This is a genomic window from Pseudarthrobacter sp. RHLT1-30-1 (assembly GCF_059383415.1).
The window spans coordinates 87,796-106,478 of record NZ_JBWZCG010000015.1; the positions used below are offsets into that span (position 1 = coordinate 87,796).

The following is an 18,683-nucleotide window of genomic DNA, read 5'->3' on the forward strand; positions in this document are numbered from 1 at the left end:
GCCCTTAGATATTTTTCTGCGGCCCGGTCCAGGCCCCTGCGGCAGGGGTATATTTCGAATAGAAGCAGCAGCGGGAATCAACCACGCAACGAATGAGGGGGGCTCATGATGGTGCCAAATTCCGCGAAGTCCGGCGAACGGACGAGGGGTGAGCAGGGCACTGAACCGATCGGTGCCGACGCCCTGGCCGTCCGGCTGGGCGACATTGCACGGGAACTCCAGCACGAAATGAACACTGAAACCATGCTGGAAGGCATAGTGCACGCCGCGCTGGAGCTCGTGCCACACGCTGCCGAGGCCTCGGTCAGCCTGATCACGGGGAACAGAACGATCGACTCGCGTGCCGCCTCCAGCGATCTCCCGCGCAAGGTGGATGCCCTCCAGAGCGAAACCGGACAGGGTCCCTGCCTGGACGCCTCCTATGAACAGCGTGTTGTCAGCGTCCCCGATCTCAGCACGGACGAGCGCTGGCCGGACTTCGCGCAGGCGGCCTACGGTCTCGGAGCGCGGAGCATGCTCTCCTTCCAGCTCTTCGTGGACGGGGAGCACCTTGGCGCCCTGAACCTCTTTGGGAATGACGTCGGGGCCTTCGACGCCGAATCGGAGCGGATCGGGGCGCTGGTGGCTGCCCACGCCGCCGTAGCCGTCGCCGGCAGCCAGCAGGTCAACCAGCTCACCAAGGCCTTGGATACCCGGGACCTGATCGGGCAGGCCAAAGGAATCCTGATGGAACGGTTCAAGATCACCCCCCAGCAGGCGTTCCTGCTGCTCTCCCGGGCCAGCTCCGAACTGAACATCAAGCTTCGCGACGTCGCGGAGCAGCTGACCGTCAGCGGGGAAATGGGCAAAAAGCGCTGACGCCGGACATACAAAAACCGCCGACGCCGGCGGTACTGGCGGGAACCAACGCGTGCGTCAGCCCCGGGCCGGCAGTCGCGGGCCGTCGGTCAGGTCGGAGCAGACCCGGGACAGCGGCCTCCCCTCGGCCCGGGCGCGACGCAGCAGCTCACGGAACGCTTCCTCTGCGGTCAAGCCGTGGCGTTCCATCAGGATCCCGCAGGCGCGGTTGGTGGTGTCCCGTCCGGCGAGCGCACCCTTGAACGGGCGGCTCAGATGCCGCGGCGTGTCCGGGCCCTGGACGTGGGCCATCAGAGTCGCGGCGGGAACGGCGAACTTCTCAAGCAGCAGCCCGGTCGCTGCCGTGAAAGCCGAAGGCAGGCCCGCGTAGATTTTCAGCGTTCCGATCGGGCCCCCGGTCGTGTCGAGCGGGGCGCTTACCAGGGAGCCGACCGGCAGCGATGCGACAGCCTGGCTCCAGAGCGGCCACCGGGCCTCCGCGGCGGCGTCCTGCACCAGGATGGTTTTGCCTGCCGTCCAGGCAGCGACGCACGGGCCCTGGCCCAAGTCATGCTGGGCGCCGTCCGCCAGCTCCACGAACCGGTCCGTCGCCGCGGCGCTGCTGCCGAGCCCCTGGGCGTCGAACAGGGAAATTCCGGCCCCGGTCGATCCCGGAATGGCATCCCTGACCGCCTGCACGAGCAGCTGCAGCGCCCGGTCCACCTTGTCCTCGGTCAGAAGCAGGCCTTTGATGCGCGCGAAGACGGCGGTCAGTTCATCGAGCGGGAGTGGATTGAATGGCTGGTTGAGCACTTTGGGGCCTTATGGCGGGAGGGTAAAGCTACCCTGCGTGTGCCCCCTGCTTGAGCCGGGACGCCTCTTACGGCTGTCCACTTAAAGCATAGCCCTGGTTGCTGCGTGGCGCGTAAATGATGACGGCGGCGGCAACCCTCCCGCCGCCGTCGTCGGCAATGTTGGATCGGCGTCCCTTGAAGGGCGCGGTGTGGAATGAAATCCAATGCTTGAATGTTCAATAAAGTATGGACTTCGGAATCTTTACCTTCGGCGAGCTTTCCCGCAACCTCAGCACCGGCAAGGCGCTGTCCCCGCAGCAGCGCCTCAAAGACATCATTGAACTCGCCAAGCTCGCGGACCAGGCGGGCCTGGGCTTCCTGGGCCTCGGTGAGCATCACCGGCGGGACTTCGCCGTGTCCGCCCCGGAAATCGTGCTGGCGGCCATCGCAAGGGAAACCACGAACCTGCGGCTCAGCACGGCCGTCACGGTGCTCTCCACCCAGGATCCGGTGCGGCTTTTCGAGCAGTTCGCCACGCTGGACCTGATCTCCGACGGCCGCGCGGAAATCATCGCCGGCCGTGGCGCCTTCATCGAGTCCTACCCACTCTTTGGCCACGAGCTGGAGGACTACGACGCGCTGTTCGAAGAGAAGCTGCAGCTGTTGCTGGAACTGCGGGACAACGCCGCCGTGACCTGGCAGGGGACTCTGACCCAGAGCATTCCCGGAATGGACATCGCGCCGCGCCCGGTCCAGGACAAGCTCCCCGTCTGGGTGGGCGTCGGCGGGACCCCGGCCAGTTTTGCGCGCGCCGGACGCCTGGGTCTGCCCCTCTTCGTCGCCCTGCTGTCCGGGCCCGCCCGGTTCCGCCGCCTGGTGGAGCTCTACCACCAGTCCGCCGCCGACGCCGGTCACGACCCGGCCACCCTACAGGTGGGGGTCGGCGGACACTTCTACGCGGCCCCGACATCGCAGCAGGCACGTGACACGTTCTACCCCTACTACCGCGCGTATTTTGAACAGAACATGCCCCGCCCGGTGGACCACTTCCCCCGCTCCACCTTCGATGACTGGACCGAACCCGGCGGCGGCCTCCTGGTTGGCAGCCCGCAGCAGGTCATCGAGAAACTGCTGGAAATCCAGGCGACCCTCGGCAACAGCCGCTACATGGCCCAGATCGGCCTCGGCGGGCTGCCGTTTGCCGAGACCGCCCGGTCCATCGAACTGCTCGCCACCGAGATTATGCCGGCCGTGAACCGGGAACTCGGAACGGCCCGGCCGGTGCCGGACGCCAGCCCAGCATCTGGCAGCACAGCCCGCGGAGCCTCAATCCGCTGAGTATTGAGTCCCGGCAGCCAGCGGTATCTCCAGGAATCCGCCGGCTGCGTCCCAGCTGCTCGTGGTGCCAAGGTGCCGGCTGAGCCGCTGCATCCGCTCGGCGATCTGCCGGGAACGCCCGCCCGCCAGGCGGGCCTGGAAATCAATGATCAGCGTCGGATACAGCCGCAGCGACAGCGGTGTGCCGGCGTCGGTGTCGAGCATGAAAATGAACGACTGGTCGTTGCGCTCCAGCGGATCCACCGCGTAGTCGTCCACGAAGTCCCCGGCGCTGTAGATGATCGGCCGGTTCCGGAACAGCTCGACGCCGCGGACGACGTGCGGCGAGTGCCCGTAGACGACGTCGGCCCCCGCCTCGACCAGGGCGCGACCCAGCTCGCGGTGCTCGGGCGGTGCCCCGGTGCCCCAGTTCGGCCCCCAGTGTGCCGAAACGATCAGGAGCTGGACGCGGGACCTCGTCCGCCGGACCAGGGCCAGCAGGTCAGCCACCCGGCGGTCGCTGTCCACCACCGGCACGTAGAAGACGCCCGGGCCGCGGCCAGCCTCCCAGTCCGGCTGGTTGTCGGTGAAGGCGATGAGCCCGACGGCGGTCCCGGGCGCGCGCCGCACCGCGGGCCGGCGGGCGGCTTCCCGATCCAGTCCGGCGCCGGCATACAGGACACCGGCCGCGTCGAGGGCAGGCAGCATCTCGCGGAAGGCACTTTCCCCGTAGTCCAGCACATGGTTGTTGGCCAGCGACACCATCCCGACGCCGGCGGATCGGAGGCACGCCACATTCGTCGGGTCGGCACGGAAATGGAAGACCTTCCCGGCCACCGGCTGCCCACCGGTGGCCAGGACGCATTCAAGGTTGGCGATCGTGAGGTCCGCTGTAGATAACACGGAACCCGTGTCCCCCCACGGGTAATCGGCGGCCACCCGCCGCAGCCGCTCGTTCACCAGCCGGCCGAGCATGACGTCGCCCAGCAACGCAATCAACATGGCACACGTGACCGTTTTAGTCCGCCGTCCGGCCGGGAGGTCGGCCGGAAGCTAGGACTCGTAGTTTTCGACCTGGCCCACCGGGCGGGGCTGCGCCTCATCCGGGTTTTCGCCGTACTGCCGCTTGGCCCGTCGCTGCCTGAGGAGATCCCAGCACTGGTCCAGGTCCTCTTCGATGCGCTTCAGCCGGGCGTGCTCCTGGCCGTGTTCGTAATCCGGCGAGGAGGACGGGGCCTTCTCCCGCAGCGACTGCTCTTCCTCGACCAGCGCCGATATGCGTTCCAGGATGTGTTGCTCGTCCATCGCTTCCTTCTTTCGGGTAGCAGTTCTCCCGCCAGACTAGCGACGCCGCGATGCGCTGGCCAGAGGACAATTTCACCGACTGCGCGGCCAGAGGGAGCATCGTCAGCTTGCTTATTATATAGCGGCTTCCTAGAGTAAATGCTGTAGGGCAGCACACTCACCGAGTGGAGGATCCGGCCGGTACATCGGCTGCGGGGGCCTCCCCGGACACCAGAGGAGGACGCATGTCAGAACACAATATTTCCGGTAAGAGAGTCGCCTTTCTGCTCACCGACGGCGTGGAGCAGGTGGAGCTGACCAGCCCCTGGAACGCCGTGAAGGAAGCTGGCGGAGAGCCCACGCTGGTGGCGCCCAGGCGCGGGAAGCTGCAAGGCTACAACGGGACCGAGAAGGGGGAGACCTTCGCCGTCGACCTCACCGCCGCGGAGGCGGACGCCGCCGACTTCCATGCCCTGGTGATCCCCGGCGGCGTGGTCAACGCCGATGATCTGCGCGTCGACAAGAACGCCCAGGCTCTCACCCGCGCCTTCTTCGAGCAGCACAAACCCGTGGCCTCGATTTGCCATGGGCCCTGGCTGCTGATCGACGCCGGCGTCATCAGCGGGCGGAACGTCACGTCCTACCACACGCTCCAGACCGACCTAAAGAACGCCGGCGCCAACTGGAGCGACCAGGAAGTCGTGGTCGACCAGGGTCTGGTGACCAGCCGTAACCCGCACGACCTTCCGGCCTTCAACGACAAGCTGCTGGAGGAAATCGAAGAAGGCGAGCACGCCGGACAGACGGCCTAAGCGGTCGGATCCATTCTTAACGGCAGCCGGACAATCGAACGTCGTCCGGCTGCGGAACGTACTGCCGCCGGTCCGTGCCCTGCCGCGGGCACCTACCCTGGACGGCCGATTTGCGGCAGGATATGCCTGTAAACGCGTGCCGGCCGCGGCCGCACCGCGGCACCCCCTGGCCGGCGCCCCAGCTTTAAGGAGTTCCGGATATGACCACGCTGAACCCGTACCTGAGTTTCCGCGACAACGCCAAGGATGCCATGACCTTTTACCAGGCGGTCTTCGGCGGTCAGCTGGCCCTGAGCACGTTTGGCGAATATCACGCCAGCGAGGATCCCGCCGAGCAGGACAAGATCATGCACGGCATGTTGACCGCGGCGAAAGGCATGGTGCTGATGGGCGCCGACACGCCCAACGGGATGGAGTACACGCCCGGCAGCAGCATTTCCGTGTCCCTGAGCGGCTCCGATGAGGCCGAGTTGCGCGGCTATTTCGACAAGCTCGCCGAAGGCGGAAAGATCACCGTGCCGATGGAGAAGGCCCCTTGGGGGGATATCTTCGGCATGTGCACCGACAAATTCGGGACTGACTGGCTGGTGAACGTCGGCCCCGAGCCGGGCCAGGCTTAGCGATCACCCGGCCTGGGCGCACAACCCGGCCGGGGTTGTGTTGACCTCGGGCAAGGTCCGGGCCTTATCCGGGTCCGGGCCTTGTTCGAGGTTAATCCGGGTTGGTTCCGCCGTTAGTCAGGGCCGTCAGTCCGGACTGGAATCCGTGGTGAGGCCGCGGTCGTCACCTGACTGTTCATCCTGCTCCTCGGCCGGACCCGCCGCCTCGTTGGCGGTTCTGGCCCCCGCCGCGGCGCTCGCCTCGGTGCCGCCAGTGCCCTTCGTGGCCGCCTCGGCGCCCTTCTCGCGGGCCACCGGCGCCTTCCCCGGGTGGCTTCCGCCCTCGACGCCGTCCTCGACGATGTCTTCCGGTTCCTTTGGCTCAGTACTCATCGGTTCCTCCCCTCGTAGTAGCAACGGGTTGCCGGGGATCCGGCGGCCCAACTGCGCTGACGGGGATCCGGACGGGTCCCGACCTGACCAAGATACCCCGCGGCATCTGTTGAATGTCGTGGGCCCGGGTGCGAAAGGATGTCCGCTGGCCCGCGCGTCGGGCGCGCGCCGGGGAGGCCCGTCTGCCGGACGTATTCCCCTTTTCAGTCGGACGCGGTTATTCTGAATGCGGCCGGGATACCGCATTATCGAGTCCACCCTCCCGGTCCAGAGAGGCGTGCCATGACCGAGAAGCTGCACCTCACGCCGGATGATGAGTTCCCCGAGGACCTCAGCGCGGTGGGGGACAAGGAGTTGCAGGTCCTGGACAGCCAGGTCCAGCGGCAACTTGACTATGAATATGTGGCCGACGGCGAACCCAATCCGGAGACCGAATTCAGGCACTACGACCTTGACGAGGAATTCAGCGAGCGGGACAAACGCGACAGCTGACCGGCGGGATTCCGTCAGTATGCTTACTGTACGCTGATCGCGGCGTAACAAGGAAGCACTGAACAGAAAAGAGCCACCATGAGCAGGCCCGAACGCTTCGAGATTGAGGCCGCAGGCCAGCTTGGCCATGTGTTCGTTACCAAGGGACCGTCCGGCCACGCGACGGCACGCCCCGCCGTCGTACTGGTCCACGGAATCGGCGTCTCGCACCGCTATTTCAGCAAGCTTCACGGGCGGCTGGCGGAATCCGTTGATACCTACTCAATCGACCTGCCCGGCTTCGGCGCCACACCCCGCCCGGAGGATACCCTCCCCGTCGCGGACCACGCCAGCTACCTTCTTGGTGCGCTGGAGCAGTTGGGCGTCCTGGAGTTCGTGCTTGTCGGGCACTCGATGGGAAGCCAGTTCGCGATCGAGGCCGCGCTGCAGCAGCCGGGCCGGGTATCCCGGCTGGTCCTGATGGGGCCGGTGGTCGACCCCCGGCGCCGTACCGTGGCGCAGCAGGCCCTTTCGCTCGGCCGGGACAGCCTGTTGTTCGAAAGCCCCTCCTCGAACGCCCTGGTCTTCACGGACTATTTGCGCTGCGGCCCGACCTGGTACCTGAAAACATTGCGCGTCATGATGGACTACCCCACCGAAGTGCGGATCACCGGAGTCACGGCGCCGGTCCTCGTCCTGCGCGGGGCCAACGACCCGGTAGCCTCCGCAGACTGGTGCCGCCGGTTGGCCGCACGGGCGGCGGACGGGCAGCTGCTCGAAGTCGAAGGAACCGGGCACGTGGTGCAGCACAACCGCTCCGAAGAAGTGGCCGGTGCCATCCTGGACTTCGCCGCCCTCCGCCCGGCGGCCAGCGGGACTCCGCAGGAGCGCCCGGCATGAGCGGGGTCCTGCAGTCCGCCGGCTGGTGGGTTCAGGATTACCTCTACGCCGCGGGCCGGCAGCTCCTCAGCGCCGTTTCCCGGACCAGCCCGGACGATTTCCTCGTCGGCACCGGCCGGCCCGTCGTCGTCATTCCCGGAGTCTACGAGGATTGGCGTTTTATGCTGCCGCTGGTCCGGCGGCTTCATGCGGCAGGCCATCCGGTGCACGTGCTCTCGCTGCTGGGGCGGAACCGGCTCGCTGCCCCCAAGGCTGCGGATCTTATTGCCGCCTACATCCGGGAGCGGGACCTTTCGGACACGGTGATCGTCGCCCACAGCAAGGGCGGGCTGATCGGCAAATTCGTGATGATGCAACTGGACCGGGAACGCCGCATCGCGGGCATGGTCGCGGTCTGCTCACCGTTCTCCGGCTCCCGCTATGCCTCGTTTATGCTGCTACCGAGCCTGCGCGCGTTTTCGCCCCGGAGCGCCGTGACCATGCAGCTCGCCCGGGAGGAACGTGTCAACGAGCGCATCACGTCGGTCTACGGGCTTTTTGACCCGCATATCCCCGAGGGCAGCGCACTGCCGGGCGCCCGGAATGTCCAGCTGGACACCGCCGGACACTTCCGGATTCTGGCCCACGAGGACACGATTCGAACCATCCTGGCGGCAACCGCCGGGATGCCGGCCGTGACCACACCGGCCGCCTCTCCTGCCGGTCCGCCGGCCTAGGACGCAACTCCACGATCGAACGGATCCTGCATGCCAGAGCTTGAGGTCCAGAGAGCGCCCGCACTGCCCCTGACGATCGCCGACGCTGCCCACCTGCCGGCGGGAGAAGTCGCGGCACGGCTTGGCTCCGGGGCGGAGGGCCTGAGCAGCGGCGAGGCAGCCCGGCGCCTCGCCGAGCTGGGACCGAATGCGCTCCGCACCCATCAGGCCAGCGGATGGTCGGTGCTGGGACGGCAACTGCGCAGCCCCATCCTGATCCTGTTGCTCGTCACGGCCGGGCTCTCGCTCTTCCTCGGCGATGCCACGAACTCAATCGTGATCGGCGTGATCCTGCTGGTCAGCGTCGGACTCGGCTTCAGCAACGAATTCCGTGCAGAACGCGCCGCCGAGGCGCTGCATTCGCGCGTTACCCACCGCGCCGTCGTGATCCGCGACGGAACCCCACAGGAAGCCGACGTCACCGCCCTGGTGCCGGGCGACGTCGTGCAGCTGTCCATCGGCGCGATCATCCCCGCCGATCTGCGGCTGCTGAGTGCGAAGGACCTGCTCTGCGACGAAAGCATCCTCACCGGGGAATCCATGCCGGCCGGCAAGGACCCCGCCCCGATCGCCGGCGCAGCGGCACTGGCGGATCTGGCGTCGTGCCTGTTCATGGGCACCGTGATCCAGGCCGGCAACTGCACCGGCGTGGTGGTCGCCACCGGCGGGCGGGCCGAATTCGGGCGGATTGCCCTGGGCCTTGGCGAGCGCCAGCCCCAGACCGAATTCCAGCTGGGCCTCCAACGCTTCTCCTACCTGCTGCTCCAGGTGGCGATCGGCCTCACGTCCCTGATCTTCATCGCCAATCTGTTGCTGCAGCGGCCCGTGATCGAGTCGCTGCTGTTCTCGCTCGCAATCGCCGTCGGGATCACACCGCAGCTGCTGCCCGCCATCGTCAGCACGAGCCTGGCCACCGGAACCCGTCAGCTGGCCCGGCGGAAGGTTCTGGTCAAACGGCTCGTCTGCATCGAAGACCTCGGCGACATGGACGTTTTGGTGACCGATAAGACCGGAACGCTGACGGAGGGCCGGATCAGCTTCACCTCCGCGCTGCCCGCCTCTGCCGGAATTTCCGCCGCCGAACTGCTCACTCTGGGACTGCTGGCCACCGAGGCCGGTTACGCGGAGTCCCAGAAATCCCCGCTGGGACAGAACCCCCTGGATGCCGCACTGTGGGCCTCCGCCGGCGCCGCAGCCTTCCAGCCCTCCCGGTACGAGCGGCTCGACGTCATCGACTTCGATCACCTGCGGCGCCGGACCAGTGTGCTGGTCAGCGAAGCGGGGGCGCCGGTCCGCATCGTGACGAAAGGCGCGCCGGAGGACCTCCTGGCGATCTGCCGTGACACGCCGGCCGGCGTCCAGGCGATGCTGGACGAACAGTTCGACGCCGGATCCCGCGTCGTTGCCGTCGCCACCCGGGCGGCCGACGGCATGACCGCGATCGGACCCGACGACGAAACGGACCTGGTCCTCGCCGGATTCCTCATCTTCCTGGACCGGCCCAAGGCCAACGCGCGCGCCTCCCTGGACCGGCTCGAGGAGCTCGGCATCACCGTCAAGATCGCCACCGGAGACAATGCGAAGGTGGCCGAAAAGGTCTGCGACGACCTCGGTGTGCTCTCCGGCGGGACGCTGACCGGCGCCGCGGTCGAGGCCATGTCCGACCCGGAACTGGCTGCCGCCGCACGTGAGGCGAGCATCTTCGCCCGCGTCTCGCCGGAGCAGAAGGCCCGGATCATCAGGCTGTTGCGGCAAAGCGGCGGGTCCGTCGGATTCATGGGGGACGGCGTCAACGACGCGCTCGCGCTGCACGCCGCGGATATCGGCATTTCCGTCGACAGCGCCACCGACGTTGCCAAGGATGCCGCCGACGTCGTGCTGCTGGACAAGGACCTGGGCGTCCTCGCCGAAGGCGTGATGGAGGGCCGGCGGATCTTCGCCAACACCATCAAGTACGTTCTGATGGGCACCTCCAGCAATTTCGGCAACATGTTCAGCGCCGCCACGGCCTCCGTAGTGCTGAGCTTCCTGCCGATGCTGCCGGGGCAGATCCTGCTCAACAACCTGCTCTACGACGCCGGCCAGCTCGCCATCCCGGGCGACCGGGTGGACAAGGAACAACTACTCGCCCCCTCGCACTGGGACATCGGCTTCATCCGGCGCTTTATGTTCCTTTTCGGCCCGATCAGCTCTCTGTTCGATTTCGCCACGTTCGCCCTGATGCTGTTCGTCTTCGACGCTGTTCCCGGGGAATTCCGGGCCGGCTGGTTCATCGAATCAATCGTCACCCAGACGCTGATTATCTTCGTCATCCGGACCCGGCGGGTGCCCTTCTTCCGTAGCAGGCCGTCGCTGGGCCTGGCCGGGGCCTCCCTGGCCGTTGTGGCCGTGGGCGTCTACCTTCCGCTCTCGCCACTGGCCGGTGTGCTGGGCTTCGATCCGCTGCCCGTCCCGTTCTTCCTCGCCCTGCTGGGGATGGCTGCGGTGTACCTGGTGCTGGTCGAACTGGCGAAGCTCTGGTTCTACGCGCGGGCCGCACAGCAGCCGGTGCCGCTGCGGCCCCGGGCGATCCCGCGGCGCGGCGGGACCCACCATATCGCACGCCGGGCCGCGCGGTTCAGCACCGCGCAGGCCGGTCACATGCTTCATCACCGACCGGCGCGGAAGCGTCGGCCAAACCGGGCATAAAGGCCCTCACCTCCGGAGGGTTCCGGGCAGATAGTGGGAAGAAAAGGTCAGCTGGTCATTTTCCCAGCCTGCGGAGGGCACGCCTGGATGAGGCCGCGGCCGACACCTCGATGGGAAAGCCGTACCGATGAGCATTTTCGAAGACAGGGTTGACGCCGGCCGGCAACTCGGGAGGCGGCTCGCGGAACTGCGGGGCCAGGACATTGTGGTCCTGGGTCTGCCCCGCGGCGGCGTCCCGGTCGCCTTCGAAGTTGCCGCGGCCCTCGACGCCCCGCTGGACGTGATTGTGGTGCGGAAGCTCGGCCTTCCGTACCAACCGGAGCTGGCGATGGGAGCGATCGGCGAGGGCGGGGCCCGGGTGCTGGAGGAACACGTGCTGGCCCATGCCCGGGTCAGTGACGCGGAGTTGCAGGCCGTCGAAGACCACGAACGTGCCGTGCTCGAGAACCGGGTGGCCCGTTTCCGGAAGGGCAGGGTGCGCCAGGACCTGACCGGGCGGATCGCTGTGATCGTCGACGACGGCATCGCCACCGGCTCCACCGCCAGGGTCGCCTGCCGGATAGCCCGGAAGCTAGGCGCCGCCCGGGTCATCCTGGCGGTACCGGTCGCCCCCGCCGACACCCTCAGTAACCTGACCGAGCCCGACGAGGTCGTCTGCCTCGCCACCCCGCACCACTTCTCCGCGGTCGGCTACCACTACCGCGATTTCTCCCCCACTGATGACGACGAAGTGGTGCAACTGCTCGACGCCGCGGCGAAGCGACTGCAGCACTCGTCGCCGGAGTCCCGGACGCCGGGCGCATCCGGGAACCAGGATGCCGTGGACTTCGATGGGGAAGTCGAAATCCCGTCGCGCGCGGTCCGCCTCCAGGGCCAGCTGCACCTGCCGGACCCTGTCCGGGGCGTGGTGCTGTTCGCCCACGGCAGCGGCAGCAGCCGGCACAGCCCGCGGAACCGGTATGTGGCTGGGGTGCTGCAGCAGGCCGGGCTCGGCACCCTGCTGCTGGACCTGCTGACCCCGGCCGAAGAACGCAACCGTGCCAACGTCTTCGACATTGAACTGCTCGCCCGCCGGCTCTCCTCGGCCACTGACTGGCTCACCGCCCGGCCGGACACGGACGCCTGCACGTTTGGCTATTTCGGAGCCAGCACGGGTGCCGGGGCCGCGCTCTGGGCCGCTTCCGAACCGACAGCGAGGATCGGCGCAGTCGTCTCCCGCGGCGGCCGCCCCGACCTGGCCGGACCGAGGCTGTCCGCCGTCCGGGCGCCGACGCTGCTCATCGTGGGCAGCTACGACTCTGAAGTGCTCGAACTCAACCGCAAGGCTAAGTCCATGATGCGCTGCCCCAACCAGCTGGCCGTGGTCCAGGGCGCCACCCATCTCTTTGAAGAACCCGGTACGCTGGCGGCGGCAGCCATCCTTGCCCGGGACTGGTTCGTCGACTATCTGTTGCCCGCCAAGACCACTTCCCAGGAGTAACCGCATGAGCTACACCTACACCGCCGTCGTTCCGCTGAGCTGGGACGACGCCGTCGAAAAAACGCGTACAGCGCTCGCCGCCCAGGGTTTCGGAATCCTCTCGGAAATCGATGTGCGTGCCACCTTCGCCGCCAAACTCGGCGAGGACGCCGCGGAAGCCCTGGGGGACTACGTCATCCTCGGTGCCTGCAATCCGATGCTCGCCAGCCGGGCGCTGGCCGCAGAGCCGGAAATGGGGGCCCTCCTGCCCTGCAACGTCGTGGTGCGCCGTGAAACCGGGGCGACCGCGACGACAGTCAACGCCATCGATCCGCAAACCATGGTGCAGCTCAGCAGTGCCCCCGCCGTCCGCGAGGTGGCGGAGGACGCCGGCACGCGACTGCGCGCGGCGATGGCCGAACTGGCTGCCGACGCCTGACCCCTCAGGCAGCCGACGCCTGACCCCTCAGACCCCGTGCACGTTCTGGTGCCCGCCGGCCCGGTGGCGGTAGGCGTAGACCAGCAGCGCAACGCCGGCGAGCACCAGAAGCAGCGGGACCAGGAATTCGCTCGCGGTGACCAGCACCGTGGCCTGCACGGCGAAAATCAGCCCCAGCACGGCCAGGACTGCTGCCGGGATCAGCGGCCACTTCATCCTTGGCGGGTGCGAAGACGCCGGGTAAGCGGCCTCTGGCGGTAAAACCCCGGGCCGGGGGCCGGGGCTGGGGTGGACACGAACCAGGGACAGCGCCGCGAAGGTGGCGGCGAGCCCCAGGAACAGGACTGCGGCGATCGGCATGCCTTCCCAGGTCTGCGGAAGCGCAACGACGAGGGCGAGCGTCAGCATCACGCCGCAGGGGATCAGCGCCCACCAGTTGGAACGTTCGCGCAGGTAGACGGCACCGAAGCCGGCGGCCATGAACAGGAACAGGAATGCGCCGGCCCAGTCCTCCGCCGAGCGCGGCCAGAGCAGCGTGCTCAGGATGACCGCCGCCAGGCCCAGGAACACCGAGCCGGGGATGGCAGCCCACCAGTTCTCCTGGCTGCGGAGGAACAGCGTCAGGAAGACGGTCCCGACTGCTCCGAACAGCAGCGGCCACACAAGGGCTGCGCTGTCGAGGATCCCGAGCAGATCCAGCAGCAACAGGACGCCGGCGGCCATCAATGCGATGCCGGCGATGATGCTTGTTCGGGCGGAGTTCACCGTTTGCCTCCCGGGTCGGCGGGGCGGCCGCGCACCGCCCTGCAACTTCAGGTTATTCCTGTGGGGTTGGACGGCGTAGGGCCCAAGGTCATGGGCGCCGCGGTGCCCGGCCCGGGACCGACCGGCTAGCTGCCGCGGCGCTCCGCCCGGGCCTTGATGCCCAGCAGCATGCGCCGTTCCATCATGAACTGCAGCGGTTCCAGCACGGGGCGGAGGACCAGCCCCACTGCCAGCGGTGAATAGTCGTACCTCGTGCGGGACAGCAGCCGCGTGGTGCGCCCGTTGACAGGCTGCAGCACAAAGGTCCAGCCGAGCTCCAGCCGCGGTCCTGCGGGGCCCCCGCCGGACGCGGTGATCCTCCCGGTCCGCGGATCCATGCTCCCGCCGAGAGCCAGCACGGACCCCGGGTCCAGTCGCCGGACCGGGATCCCGACGTCGGGGCCCAACGGGATGACATCGCCGACGTCGAGCTGCTGGTACTCCGGAAGGATCCGGTCCGTGCTGTGCATGCCGAGCCCGGCGGCGTTCTCCAGCAGGTCATAGCTGTACATTCCGCCGCGTCCGGCGCCGAGCTGGACGAGCCAGGGCCAGACGTCGGCGGCCTGCGCCTTGATGGTGACGGCGCGGGTGCTCTGCATCCGCGGGGTCCGAACCAGTTCGTCGCCGGGAAGCGGGCCGGCGGCTTCCTGTGCGGTGGCACCCCAGTTCAGCAGCCGCGGCCGGACGGCAAGAACGTAACCGGCGGCGGCGGCCGCCGCCGCAACGGCAGCCAGCGGACCGCGGAGCCGGGAGGATGCGGTGGACCGGCTCATACGGTTCGGCCCCTCTCCTGTGGCTTTTTCGCGTCCGGATGTTGCGCTACTTCCGCTACCTGATGCTGCCTGCGGCGGTGCGCGATGGCCGACGGGACCAGGAACGCCAGCGCCGGAACACACCACAACCAGAATCCCCAGCCGAACAACATCAGCGCCAGATGGAACGCGACCACCCCGGCCCAGCCCGCGGTGGCCCGTGCTCCGCCGCTGAGCAGCAGCACGCCCAGGCCAACCTCGCCCCCGGAAACGGCCAGACCCCAAAGCGCGGGAGCGGCCATGAAGACATCGCACCAGGCAGCGGTGACAAACGGCAGGAGCGCCTCATCGGCGAAATGCCGGTAGAACTCCGTGCCCGCGGCCACAATTCCGGCGTGGATGCCGCCGGTGAACAGGAAGAAGCAGCCCACGATCTTTCCGGACCGCACGTCCTGCCCCGACTGCCGGGTCCGGGCCGGCGCCTGCAGCTGTGCCATGGCTCCTAGCCTTCCGGTCCGGCGCCGTTCATCCGCTCGCCTGGGCCTGGCCCGTGTCGTCTCCGACCACCAGCACCGGGCAATGGGCATGTGCCGCACAGGCACCGCTGACCGACCCCATGATCTGTGCGAGGAACCCGCCGCGGCCGCGCCTGCCGACCACCAGCAGCTGGGCGTCCCGGCTCTCCTCCACCAGGACCTTGGCCGGCGGACCGAACTTCACGGTCCGGGTCAGTCCCTCCGGGACGTCGCCGCCGAAGGCGCGTTCCAGGGATTCGCTGACGAGCCGTTTGGCCGTCTCCTCCAGCTGGGTCGTGGTGGGCGAGCGCTCTTCGGGCAGGTGCGAGGCCAGGAAAAGATCCGAGGTGCCGAGGCAGGTCACAACCTCCAGCGGCGCCCCCAGGCTCTTGGCCATCCGCCCGGCGAGCCGAAGCGCCGTCGTCGAGAAATCCGAACCGTCCACGCCCACGACTATCCGCTGATCAGCGTTCATGGCCCCCAGACTGCCCGGTCCGCCCGGCACTGCCTAGGGCCGAAAGTCACGCGGGGCCGCCTCCGGCCAGCCCGGGGGTAGGCCCCCGGCCCGGCCGGCCCTAGGGTGGAACAAATCCCCACGACCCGAGGAGTCCTGATGCGAGTTGTCATTACCGGCGGAAGCGGAAAGCTTGGCCGGAGCGTCGTCCGGCGGCTGGACGGTGACGGCCACAAAGTCATCAACTTTGACCGCACCGGCACGCGTGGGCGGGGTTACACCGACGTGGAGCTGCGCAACTACGGGCACGTGGTGGATGCGCTGCTGGGTCTGGACGACCGGCACGAAGGCGTCGACGCGGTGGTGCACCTGGCCGCGGTCCCGGCCCCCGGGCACGCCCCGGACGCCGCGACGTTCGAGAACAACATGCTGGCCACGTACAACGTGTTCCAGGCGTCCCGCCGGGCCGGGATCAAGAAGATTGTCTACGCGTCCAGTGAGACGGTGCTGGGTCTGCCGTTCGACGTCGACCCGCTCTACCTTCCGGTCGACGAGGAATACCCGGCCCGGCCGGAAAGCACATACTCGCTGGTGAAACACCTTGAGGAACAGATGGCGGTCCAGCTGACCCGCTGGGATCCTGAGTTGAGCATCACCGGTCTGCGCTTTTCCAATGTGATGGACCCGGAGGACTACGAGGAGTTCCCCGGCTTCGACGCCGACGCGACACTGCGCAAGTTTAACCTCTGGGGCTACATCGACGGCAGGGACGGTGCGCAGGCCGTGGCCCGCGCCCTCGAGCACGGCACCCCGGGGTTCGAGGCGTTCATCATCGCCAATGCCGACACCGTGATGAGCCGCAGCAGCGCCGGCCTCGCCGCGGAGGTGTTCCCGAACGTGCCGGTGGTCAAGGGGCTCGGCGAGCACGAGACCCTGCTCTCGATCGACAAGGCCAAACGGCTGCTCGGCTACGCGCCCGAGCACAGCTGGCGGAACTACCACCCGCTGCGCACCACCCCCACCGAGGACTGACCACACCCCCAACGCGGGGTCACTTCGCGCCCATTCCGGCGGCCCGGACCGGCGCGAAGTGACCCCGCGTTGGGGTGGGCTAGGGGGTGGGGGCGGGCTCAGGGGCGGCCGGCCGGCTGCGGCTGGACCAGATGTTGCCCATCTCTTCGGAGGACTGCTCCACGATCCGGCTCATCGCGGCATGCGCTGCGTTCGCCTCGCCGCGCTGGATGGCGCTGGCGACTTCCACGTGCAGCTGCAGCGCCTCGTGGTGCGGCAGATGCGGCATCAGCCCGTGCTCGGTCCGCCCGGTCAGGACTTCAGTGACCAGGTTATGCAGCTGGGAAAACATGGGGTTGCCGGAGGCCTTGAGCACCGTGGCGTGGAATTCGATGTCCAGCCGCAGGAACTCGTCGTTGTCCCCGCGCTGGCCTGCGGCCCAGAGCCGGGCAGCCTGCGAGACCAGATCGCTGCCGGCATCCCAGGAGGCCCGCTCGGCGGCGAACCGGGCGGCCTGCGGCTCGATTGCACCCCGGAGTTCGTTCAGCGCCTTCAGTTGTTCCAGCCGTCGGGAGGAGGCCAGCCGCCAGCGGATCACCTGCGGGTCGTAGGCGTTCCAGCTGTCTTCGGGCTGCACCACGGTGCCCAGCCGCCGTCGTGATTCCAGCATGCCCTTGGAGGAGAGCACCCGGGTGGCCTCGCGGACCACCGAGCGGGACACCTTGTACTGTGCCTCAAGCTCGTCCAGGCGCAGAATGGAGTGCGGCGCGAGGGTCCCCTCGGCAATAGCGAGTCCCAGCTTGTGGACCAGCAGGGAATGCAGGTCAGCTGAGGACTCCGCCTTTGGGGTTGTCATAAATAAATCATACGGGTTGTCCGCAAGGGGTTGTTTAAGTCTGCCTTATTTATCTATGATCGCTTCCAGAGCAGATGTAAAGATGCATCCGCAGCCGGCTGGACGTGACATCCAGCCCCTAAGGAACCAAGGAGTCGTAATGAAGCGACGTTCGATCATGCAGTACGCGGCCGTCGCCGCGGCCCTGTCGCTGGGGCTCACGGCCTGCAGCGGCGGCAGCGGCAGCGGTGATGCGAAGGCCGCCGGCACCGTCCGGGTTACGCTGGCCAACCACGTCTGGACTGAAGGCATCAAGGCCGCCATTCCGGAATTCGAGAAGTCCAGCGGCCTCAAGGTCGAGCTGACCCAGCTCGGCGAGGACCAGCTCTCGGACCAGTACAACGTCAAGCTCAACGCGGGCAGCGACGAGATCGACGTCATGATGTACCGCCCGCTGCAGGAGGGCAAGGCGTTCGCCAAGAACGGCTACCTCGCCGACCTGACGTCCAAGGTGTCCTCGGACGCCAGCTGGGACTGGAAGGACTACCAGGAGGGCCCGGTCAAGGCCACCACGGCGGACGGCAAGGTGGTCGGCGTCCCGATCATCACCGAACGCGAAGTGCTCTACTACCGTAAGGACCTGCTGCAGGCCGCCGGCCTCGAGGTTCCCAAGACCATGGAAGAGCTCGAGGCTGCCGCCAAGGCCATCAAGGCGTCCAACCCGGACACCGCGGGCTTCGTGGCCCGTACCGGCAAGTCCGCCGCTGTCACCCAGTTCTCCAGCTTCCTGTACAGCTTCGGCGGCGACTTCACCGACGCCAGCGGCAAGTCCGCGGTCAACTCCGACGCCGCCAAGCAGGCCTACGCGTACTACGGCGGCCTGATCCGCAACTACGGTCCGGCCAACGTCAGCACGGACATGAGCTGGCCCGAGGCGATGGCTATCTTCACCCAGGGCAAGGCCGCCTTCTACACCGAGGCCGACTCGCTCTACAAGAACGCCACTGACCCGGCCAAGTCCAAGGTCGCCGACACGGTCGGCTTCGCCGCGCTGCCCGCCGGCCCCGCAGGATCCAAGCCGTACAACATCCCCTCGTGGGGCCTTGCCGTGAACCAGGCTTCGGGCAACCAGGACAACGCCTGGAAGTTCATCCAGTGGGCCACCAGCAAGGAACGCACCCTGGCTGCCCAGAAGGCCGGCGTCCCCGGACCCCGCACTTCCGTCTGGGCCGATCCCGCCGGTACCTCCACCTACCCGAAGGATCTGGCCGAGGCCATCGCCGCCAGCGCCGAGAACGGCGTCGGCCACGACCGTCCCGAGGTTGTCACCGTCGGAAAGGCCCGCGAAATCGTGGGCGGCCCGATCGTAGCCACCATCACCGGCGCGGACGCCTCCGCCGCTGCTGACACGGCCCACGAGGACTTTCAGAAGTTCCTGGACAGCGAAAAGAAATAACGCCCCCGCGCCCCTCGCGCTACGCGCCGGAGTGCACACCAGCCCGGGGGGGGGGGGGGGGGGGGGGGGGGGGGGGGGGGGGGGGGGGGGGGGGGGGGAGTGCAAAAT

General features: G+C 67.8%; 21 protein-coding genes. 12 read left to right on the top strand and 9 right to left on the bottom strand.

What is annotated here, in order from left to right; all coding sequences use genetic code 11:
- Positions 1-105: 105 nt before the first annotated feature.
- Complete coding sequence (locus AC50YM_RS12460; protein ID WP_494957264.1) at positions 106-858, top strand: GAF and ANTAR domain-containing protein; 753 nt, start codon at positions 106-108, stop codon at positions 856-858.
- A gap of 57 nt (positions 859-915) precedes the next feature.
- Here the strand turns inward: AC50YM_RS12460 and AC50YM_RS12465 are convergent, their stop codons facing one another.
- Complete coding sequence (locus tag AC50YM_RS12465) at positions 916-1,650, bottom strand: GAF and ANTAR domain-containing protein (protein ID WP_494957265.1); 735 nt, start codon at positions 1,648-1,650, stop codon at positions 916-918.
- Between the two features lie 227 nt (positions 1,651-1,877).
- On the opposite strand from AC50YM_RS12465, the gene AC50YM_RS12470 reads away from it, so the two are divergent.
- Positions 1,878-2,969 carry an LLM class flavin-dependent oxidoreductase gene (locus tag AC50YM_RS12470; protein WP_494957266.1) on the top strand — a complete coding sequence of 364 codons (1,092 nt, stop codon included), beginning with the start codon at positions 1,878-1,880 and terminating at the stop codon, positions 2,967-2,969.
- On the opposite strand, the gene AC50YM_RS12475 is transcribed toward AC50YM_RS12470, so the two are convergent.
- Together AC50YM_RS12475 and AC50YM_RS12480 are read right to left on the bottom strand one after the other, a co-directional pair.
- A complete protein-coding gene (locus AC50YM_RS12475; protein ID WP_494957267.1) occupies positions 2,958-3,950 on the bottom strand; it encodes a CapA family protein in 993 nt (330 codons plus the stop codon). The two genes, AC50YM_RS12470 and AC50YM_RS12475, sit on opposite strands and share 12 nt — an antisense overlap.
- Positions 3,951-4,001: 51 nt before the next feature.
- The gene (locus tag AC50YM_RS12480) at positions 4,002-4,253 is read right to left on the bottom strand and encodes a DUF2630 family protein (protein WP_494957268.1); all 252 of its coding nucleotides are present in this window, start codon (positions 4,251-4,253) and stop codon (positions 4,002-4,004) included.
- A gap of 224 nt (positions 4,254-4,477) precedes the next feature.
- Here AC50YM_RS12480 and AC50YM_RS12485 point away from each other — a divergent pair, with 224 nt between their 5' ends.
- Both AC50YM_RS12485 and AC50YM_RS12490 read left to right on the top strand, forming a co-directional pair.
- Positions 4,478-5,044: a type 1 glutamine amidotransferase domain-containing protein gene (locus AC50YM_RS12485; RefSeq protein ID WP_494957269.1), complete on the top strand. Its 567-nt coding sequence runs from the start codon at positions 4,478-4,480 to the stop codon at positions 5,042-5,044.
- 200 nt (positions 5,045-5,244) lie between these two features.
- Entirely contained in the window at positions 5,245-5,664 is a 420-nt protein-coding gene (locus tag AC50YM_RS12490; RefSeq protein WP_494957270.1) for a VOC family protein, read from the top strand.
- A gap of 126 nt (positions 5,665-5,790) precedes the next feature.
- On the opposite strand, the gene AC50YM_RS12495 is transcribed toward AC50YM_RS12490, so the two are convergent.
- Positions 5,791-6,036, bottom strand: coding sequence for a hypothetical protein (locus tag AC50YM_RS12495; protein ID WP_494957271.1), 246 nt, complete (start codon positions 6,034-6,036; stop codon positions 5,791-5,793).
- 282 nt (positions 6,037-6,318) lie between these two features.
- Between AC50YM_RS12495 and AC50YM_RS12500 the strand changes: the two genes are divergently transcribed.
- The 6 genes from AC50YM_RS12500 to AC50YM_RS12525 all read left to right on the top strand — a co-directional run bounded on the left by AC50YM_RS12500 (position 6,319) and on the right by AC50YM_RS12525 (position 12,748).
- Positions 6,319-6,528: a hypothetical protein gene (locus AC50YM_RS12500; RefSeq protein WP_494957272.1), complete on the top strand. Its 210-nt coding sequence runs from the start codon at positions 6,319-6,321 to the stop codon at positions 6,526-6,528.
- A 78-nt stretch (positions 6,529-6,606) separates the two neighbouring features.
- Entirely contained in the window at positions 6,607-7,407 is an 801-nt protein-coding gene (locus AC50YM_RS12505; protein ID WP_494957273.1) for an alpha/beta fold hydrolase, read from the top strand.
- The gene (locus AC50YM_RS12510) at positions 7,404-8,123 is read left to right on the top strand and encodes an esterase/lipase family protein (protein ID WP_494957274.1); all 720 of its coding nucleotides are present in this window, start codon (positions 7,404-7,406) and stop codon (positions 8,121-8,123) included. Before AC50YM_RS12505 ends, AC50YM_RS12510 begins: the two co-directional genes overlap by 4 nt.
- 30 nt (positions 8,124-8,153) lie before the next feature.
- Positions 8,154-10,850 (top strand): magnesium-translocating P-type ATPase, encoded by a 2,697-nt coding sequence (gene mgtA / locus AC50YM_RS12515; RefSeq protein WP_494957275.1) that lies wholly within the window; start codon positions 8,154-8,156, stop codon positions 10,848-10,850.
- A 127-nt stretch (positions 10,851-10,977) separates the two neighbouring features.
- Positions 10,978-12,330, top strand: coding sequence for a phosphoribosyltransferase family protein (locus tag AC50YM_RS12520; RefSeq protein WP_494957276.1), 1,353 nt, complete (start codon positions 10,978-10,980; stop codon positions 12,328-12,330).
- Between the two features lie 4 nt (positions 12,331-12,334).
- Positions 12,335-12,748, top strand: a complete 414-nt coding sequence (locus AC50YM_RS12525) for a DUF302 domain-containing protein (RefSeq protein ID WP_494889460.1) — start codon at positions 12,335-12,337, stop codon at positions 12,746-12,748.
- A 27-nt stretch (positions 12,749-12,775) separates the two neighbouring features.
- On the opposite strand, the gene AC50YM_RS12530 is transcribed toward AC50YM_RS12525, so the two are convergent.
- From AC50YM_RS12530 to AC50YM_RS12545, 4 genes are all read right to left on the bottom strand, one after another.
- Positions 12,776-13,513 (bottom strand): hypothetical protein, encoded by a 738-nt coding sequence (locus AC50YM_RS12530; RefSeq protein WP_494957277.1) that lies wholly within the window; start codon positions 13,511-13,513, stop codon positions 12,776-12,778.
- Positions 13,514-13,638: 125 nt separating this feature from the next.
- Complete coding sequence (locus AC50YM_RS12535) at positions 13,639-14,325, bottom strand: SRPBCC family protein (protein WP_494957278.1); 687 nt, start codon at positions 14,323-14,325, stop codon at positions 13,639-13,641.
- Entirely contained in the window at positions 14,322-14,801 is a 480-nt protein-coding gene (locus AC50YM_RS12540; protein ID WP_494957279.1) for a hypothetical protein, read from the bottom strand. Before AC50YM_RS12540 ends, AC50YM_RS12535 begins: the two co-directional genes overlap by 4 nt.
- A 28-nt stretch (positions 14,802-14,829) precedes the next feature.
- A complete protein-coding gene (locus AC50YM_RS12545; protein ID WP_494957280.1) occupies positions 14,830-15,294 on the bottom strand; it encodes a universal stress protein in 465 nt (154 codons plus the stop codon).
- Positions 15,295-15,432: 138 nt separating this feature from the next.
- Between AC50YM_RS12545 and AC50YM_RS12550 the strand changes: the two genes are divergently transcribed.
- Complete coding sequence (locus AC50YM_RS12550; protein ID WP_494957281.1) at positions 15,433-16,305, top strand: NAD-dependent epimerase/dehydratase family protein; 873 nt, start codon at positions 15,433-15,435, stop codon at positions 16,303-16,305.
- 79 nt (positions 16,306-16,384) lie between these two features.
- Here AC50YM_RS12550 and AC50YM_RS12555 read toward each other — a convergent pair whose 3' ends face one another.
- Positions 16,385-17,140 carry a FadR/GntR family transcriptional regulator gene (locus tag AC50YM_RS12555; RefSeq protein WP_494957282.1) on the bottom strand — a complete coding sequence of 252 codons (756 nt, stop codon included), beginning with the start codon at positions 17,138-17,140 and terminating at the stop codon, positions 16,385-16,387.
- 139 nt (positions 17,141-17,279) lie between these two features.
- On the opposite strand from AC50YM_RS12555, the gene AC50YM_RS12560 reads away from it, so the two are divergent.
- Entirely contained in the window at positions 17,280-18,575 is a 1,296-nt protein-coding gene (locus tag AC50YM_RS12560) for an ABC transporter substrate-binding protein (protein ID WP_494957283.1), read from the top strand.
- Positions 18,576-18,683: the final 108 nt, after the last annotated feature.

Coding starts and splice junctions, on each gene's coding strand:
- AC50YM_RS12460 (WP_494957264.1), top strand. CDS start 106: ATGATGGTGCCAAATTCCGCGAAGTCCGGCGAACGGACGAGGGGTGAG.
- AC50YM_RS12470 (WP_494957266.1), top strand. CDS start 1,878: ATGGACTTCGGAATCTTTACCTTCGGCGAGCTTTCCCGCAACCTCAGC.
- AC50YM_RS12475 (WP_494957267.1), bottom strand. CDS start 3,950: ATGTTGATTGCGTTGCTGGGCGACGTCATGCTCGGCCGGCTGGTGAAC.
- AC50YM_RS12480 (WP_494957268.1), bottom strand. CDS start 4,253: ATGGACGAGCAACACATCCTGGAACGCATATCGGCGCTGGTCGAGGAA.
- AC50YM_RS12485 (WP_494957269.1), top strand. CDS start 4,478: ATGTCAGAACACAATATTTCCGGTAAGAGAGTCGCCTTTCTGCTCACC.
- AC50YM_RS12490 (WP_494957270.1), top strand. CDS start 5,245: ATGACCACGCTGAACCCGTACCTGAGTTTCCGCGACAACGCCAAGGAT.
- AC50YM_RS12495 (WP_494957271.1), bottom strand. CDS start 6,036: ATGAGTACTGAGCCAAAGGAACCGGAAGACATCGTCGAGGACGGCGTC.
- AC50YM_RS12500 (WP_494957272.1), top strand. CDS start 6,319: ATGACCGAGAAGCTGCACCTCACGCCGGATGATGAGTTCCCCGAGGAC.
- AC50YM_RS12505 (WP_494957273.1), top strand. CDS start 6,607: ATGAGCAGGCCCGAACGCTTCGAGATTGAGGCCGCAGGCCAGCTTGGC.
- AC50YM_RS12510 (WP_494957274.1), top strand. CDS start 7,404: ATGAGCGGGGTCCTGCAGTCCGCCGGCTGGTGGGTTCAGGATTACCTC.
- mgtA (WP_494957275.1), top strand. CDS start 8,154: ATGCCAGAGCTTGAGGTCCAGAGAGCGCCCGCACTGCCCCTGACGATC.
- AC50YM_RS12520 (WP_494957276.1), top strand. CDS start 10,978: ATGAGCATTTTCGAAGACAGGGTTGACGCCGGCCGGCAACTCGGGAGG.
- AC50YM_RS12525 (WP_494889460.1), top strand. CDS start 12,335: ATGAGCTACACCTACACCGCCGTCGTTCCGCTGAGCTGGGACGACGCC.
- AC50YM_RS12535 (WP_494957278.1), bottom strand. CDS start 14,325: ATGAGCCGGTCCACCGCATCCTCCCGGCTCCGCGGTCCGCTGGCTGCC.
- AC50YM_RS12540 (WP_494957279.1), bottom strand. CDS start 14,801: ATGGCACAGCTGCAGGCGCCGGCCCGGACCCGGCAGTCGGGGCAGGAC.
- AC50YM_RS12545 (WP_494957280.1), bottom strand. CDS start 15,294: ATGAACGCTGATCAGCGGATAGTCGTGGGCGTGGACGGTTCGGATTTC.
- AC50YM_RS12550 (WP_494957281.1), top strand. CDS start 15,433: ATGCGAGTTGTCATTACCGGCGGAAGCGGAAAGCTTGGCCGGAGCGTC.
- AC50YM_RS12555 (WP_494957282.1), bottom strand. CDS start 17,140: ATGACAACCCCAAAGGCGGAGTCCTCAGCTGACCTGCATTCCCTGCTG.
- AC50YM_RS12560 (WP_494957283.1), top strand. CDS start 17,280: ATGAAGCGACGTTCGATCATGCAGTACGCGGCCGTCGCCGCGGCCCTG.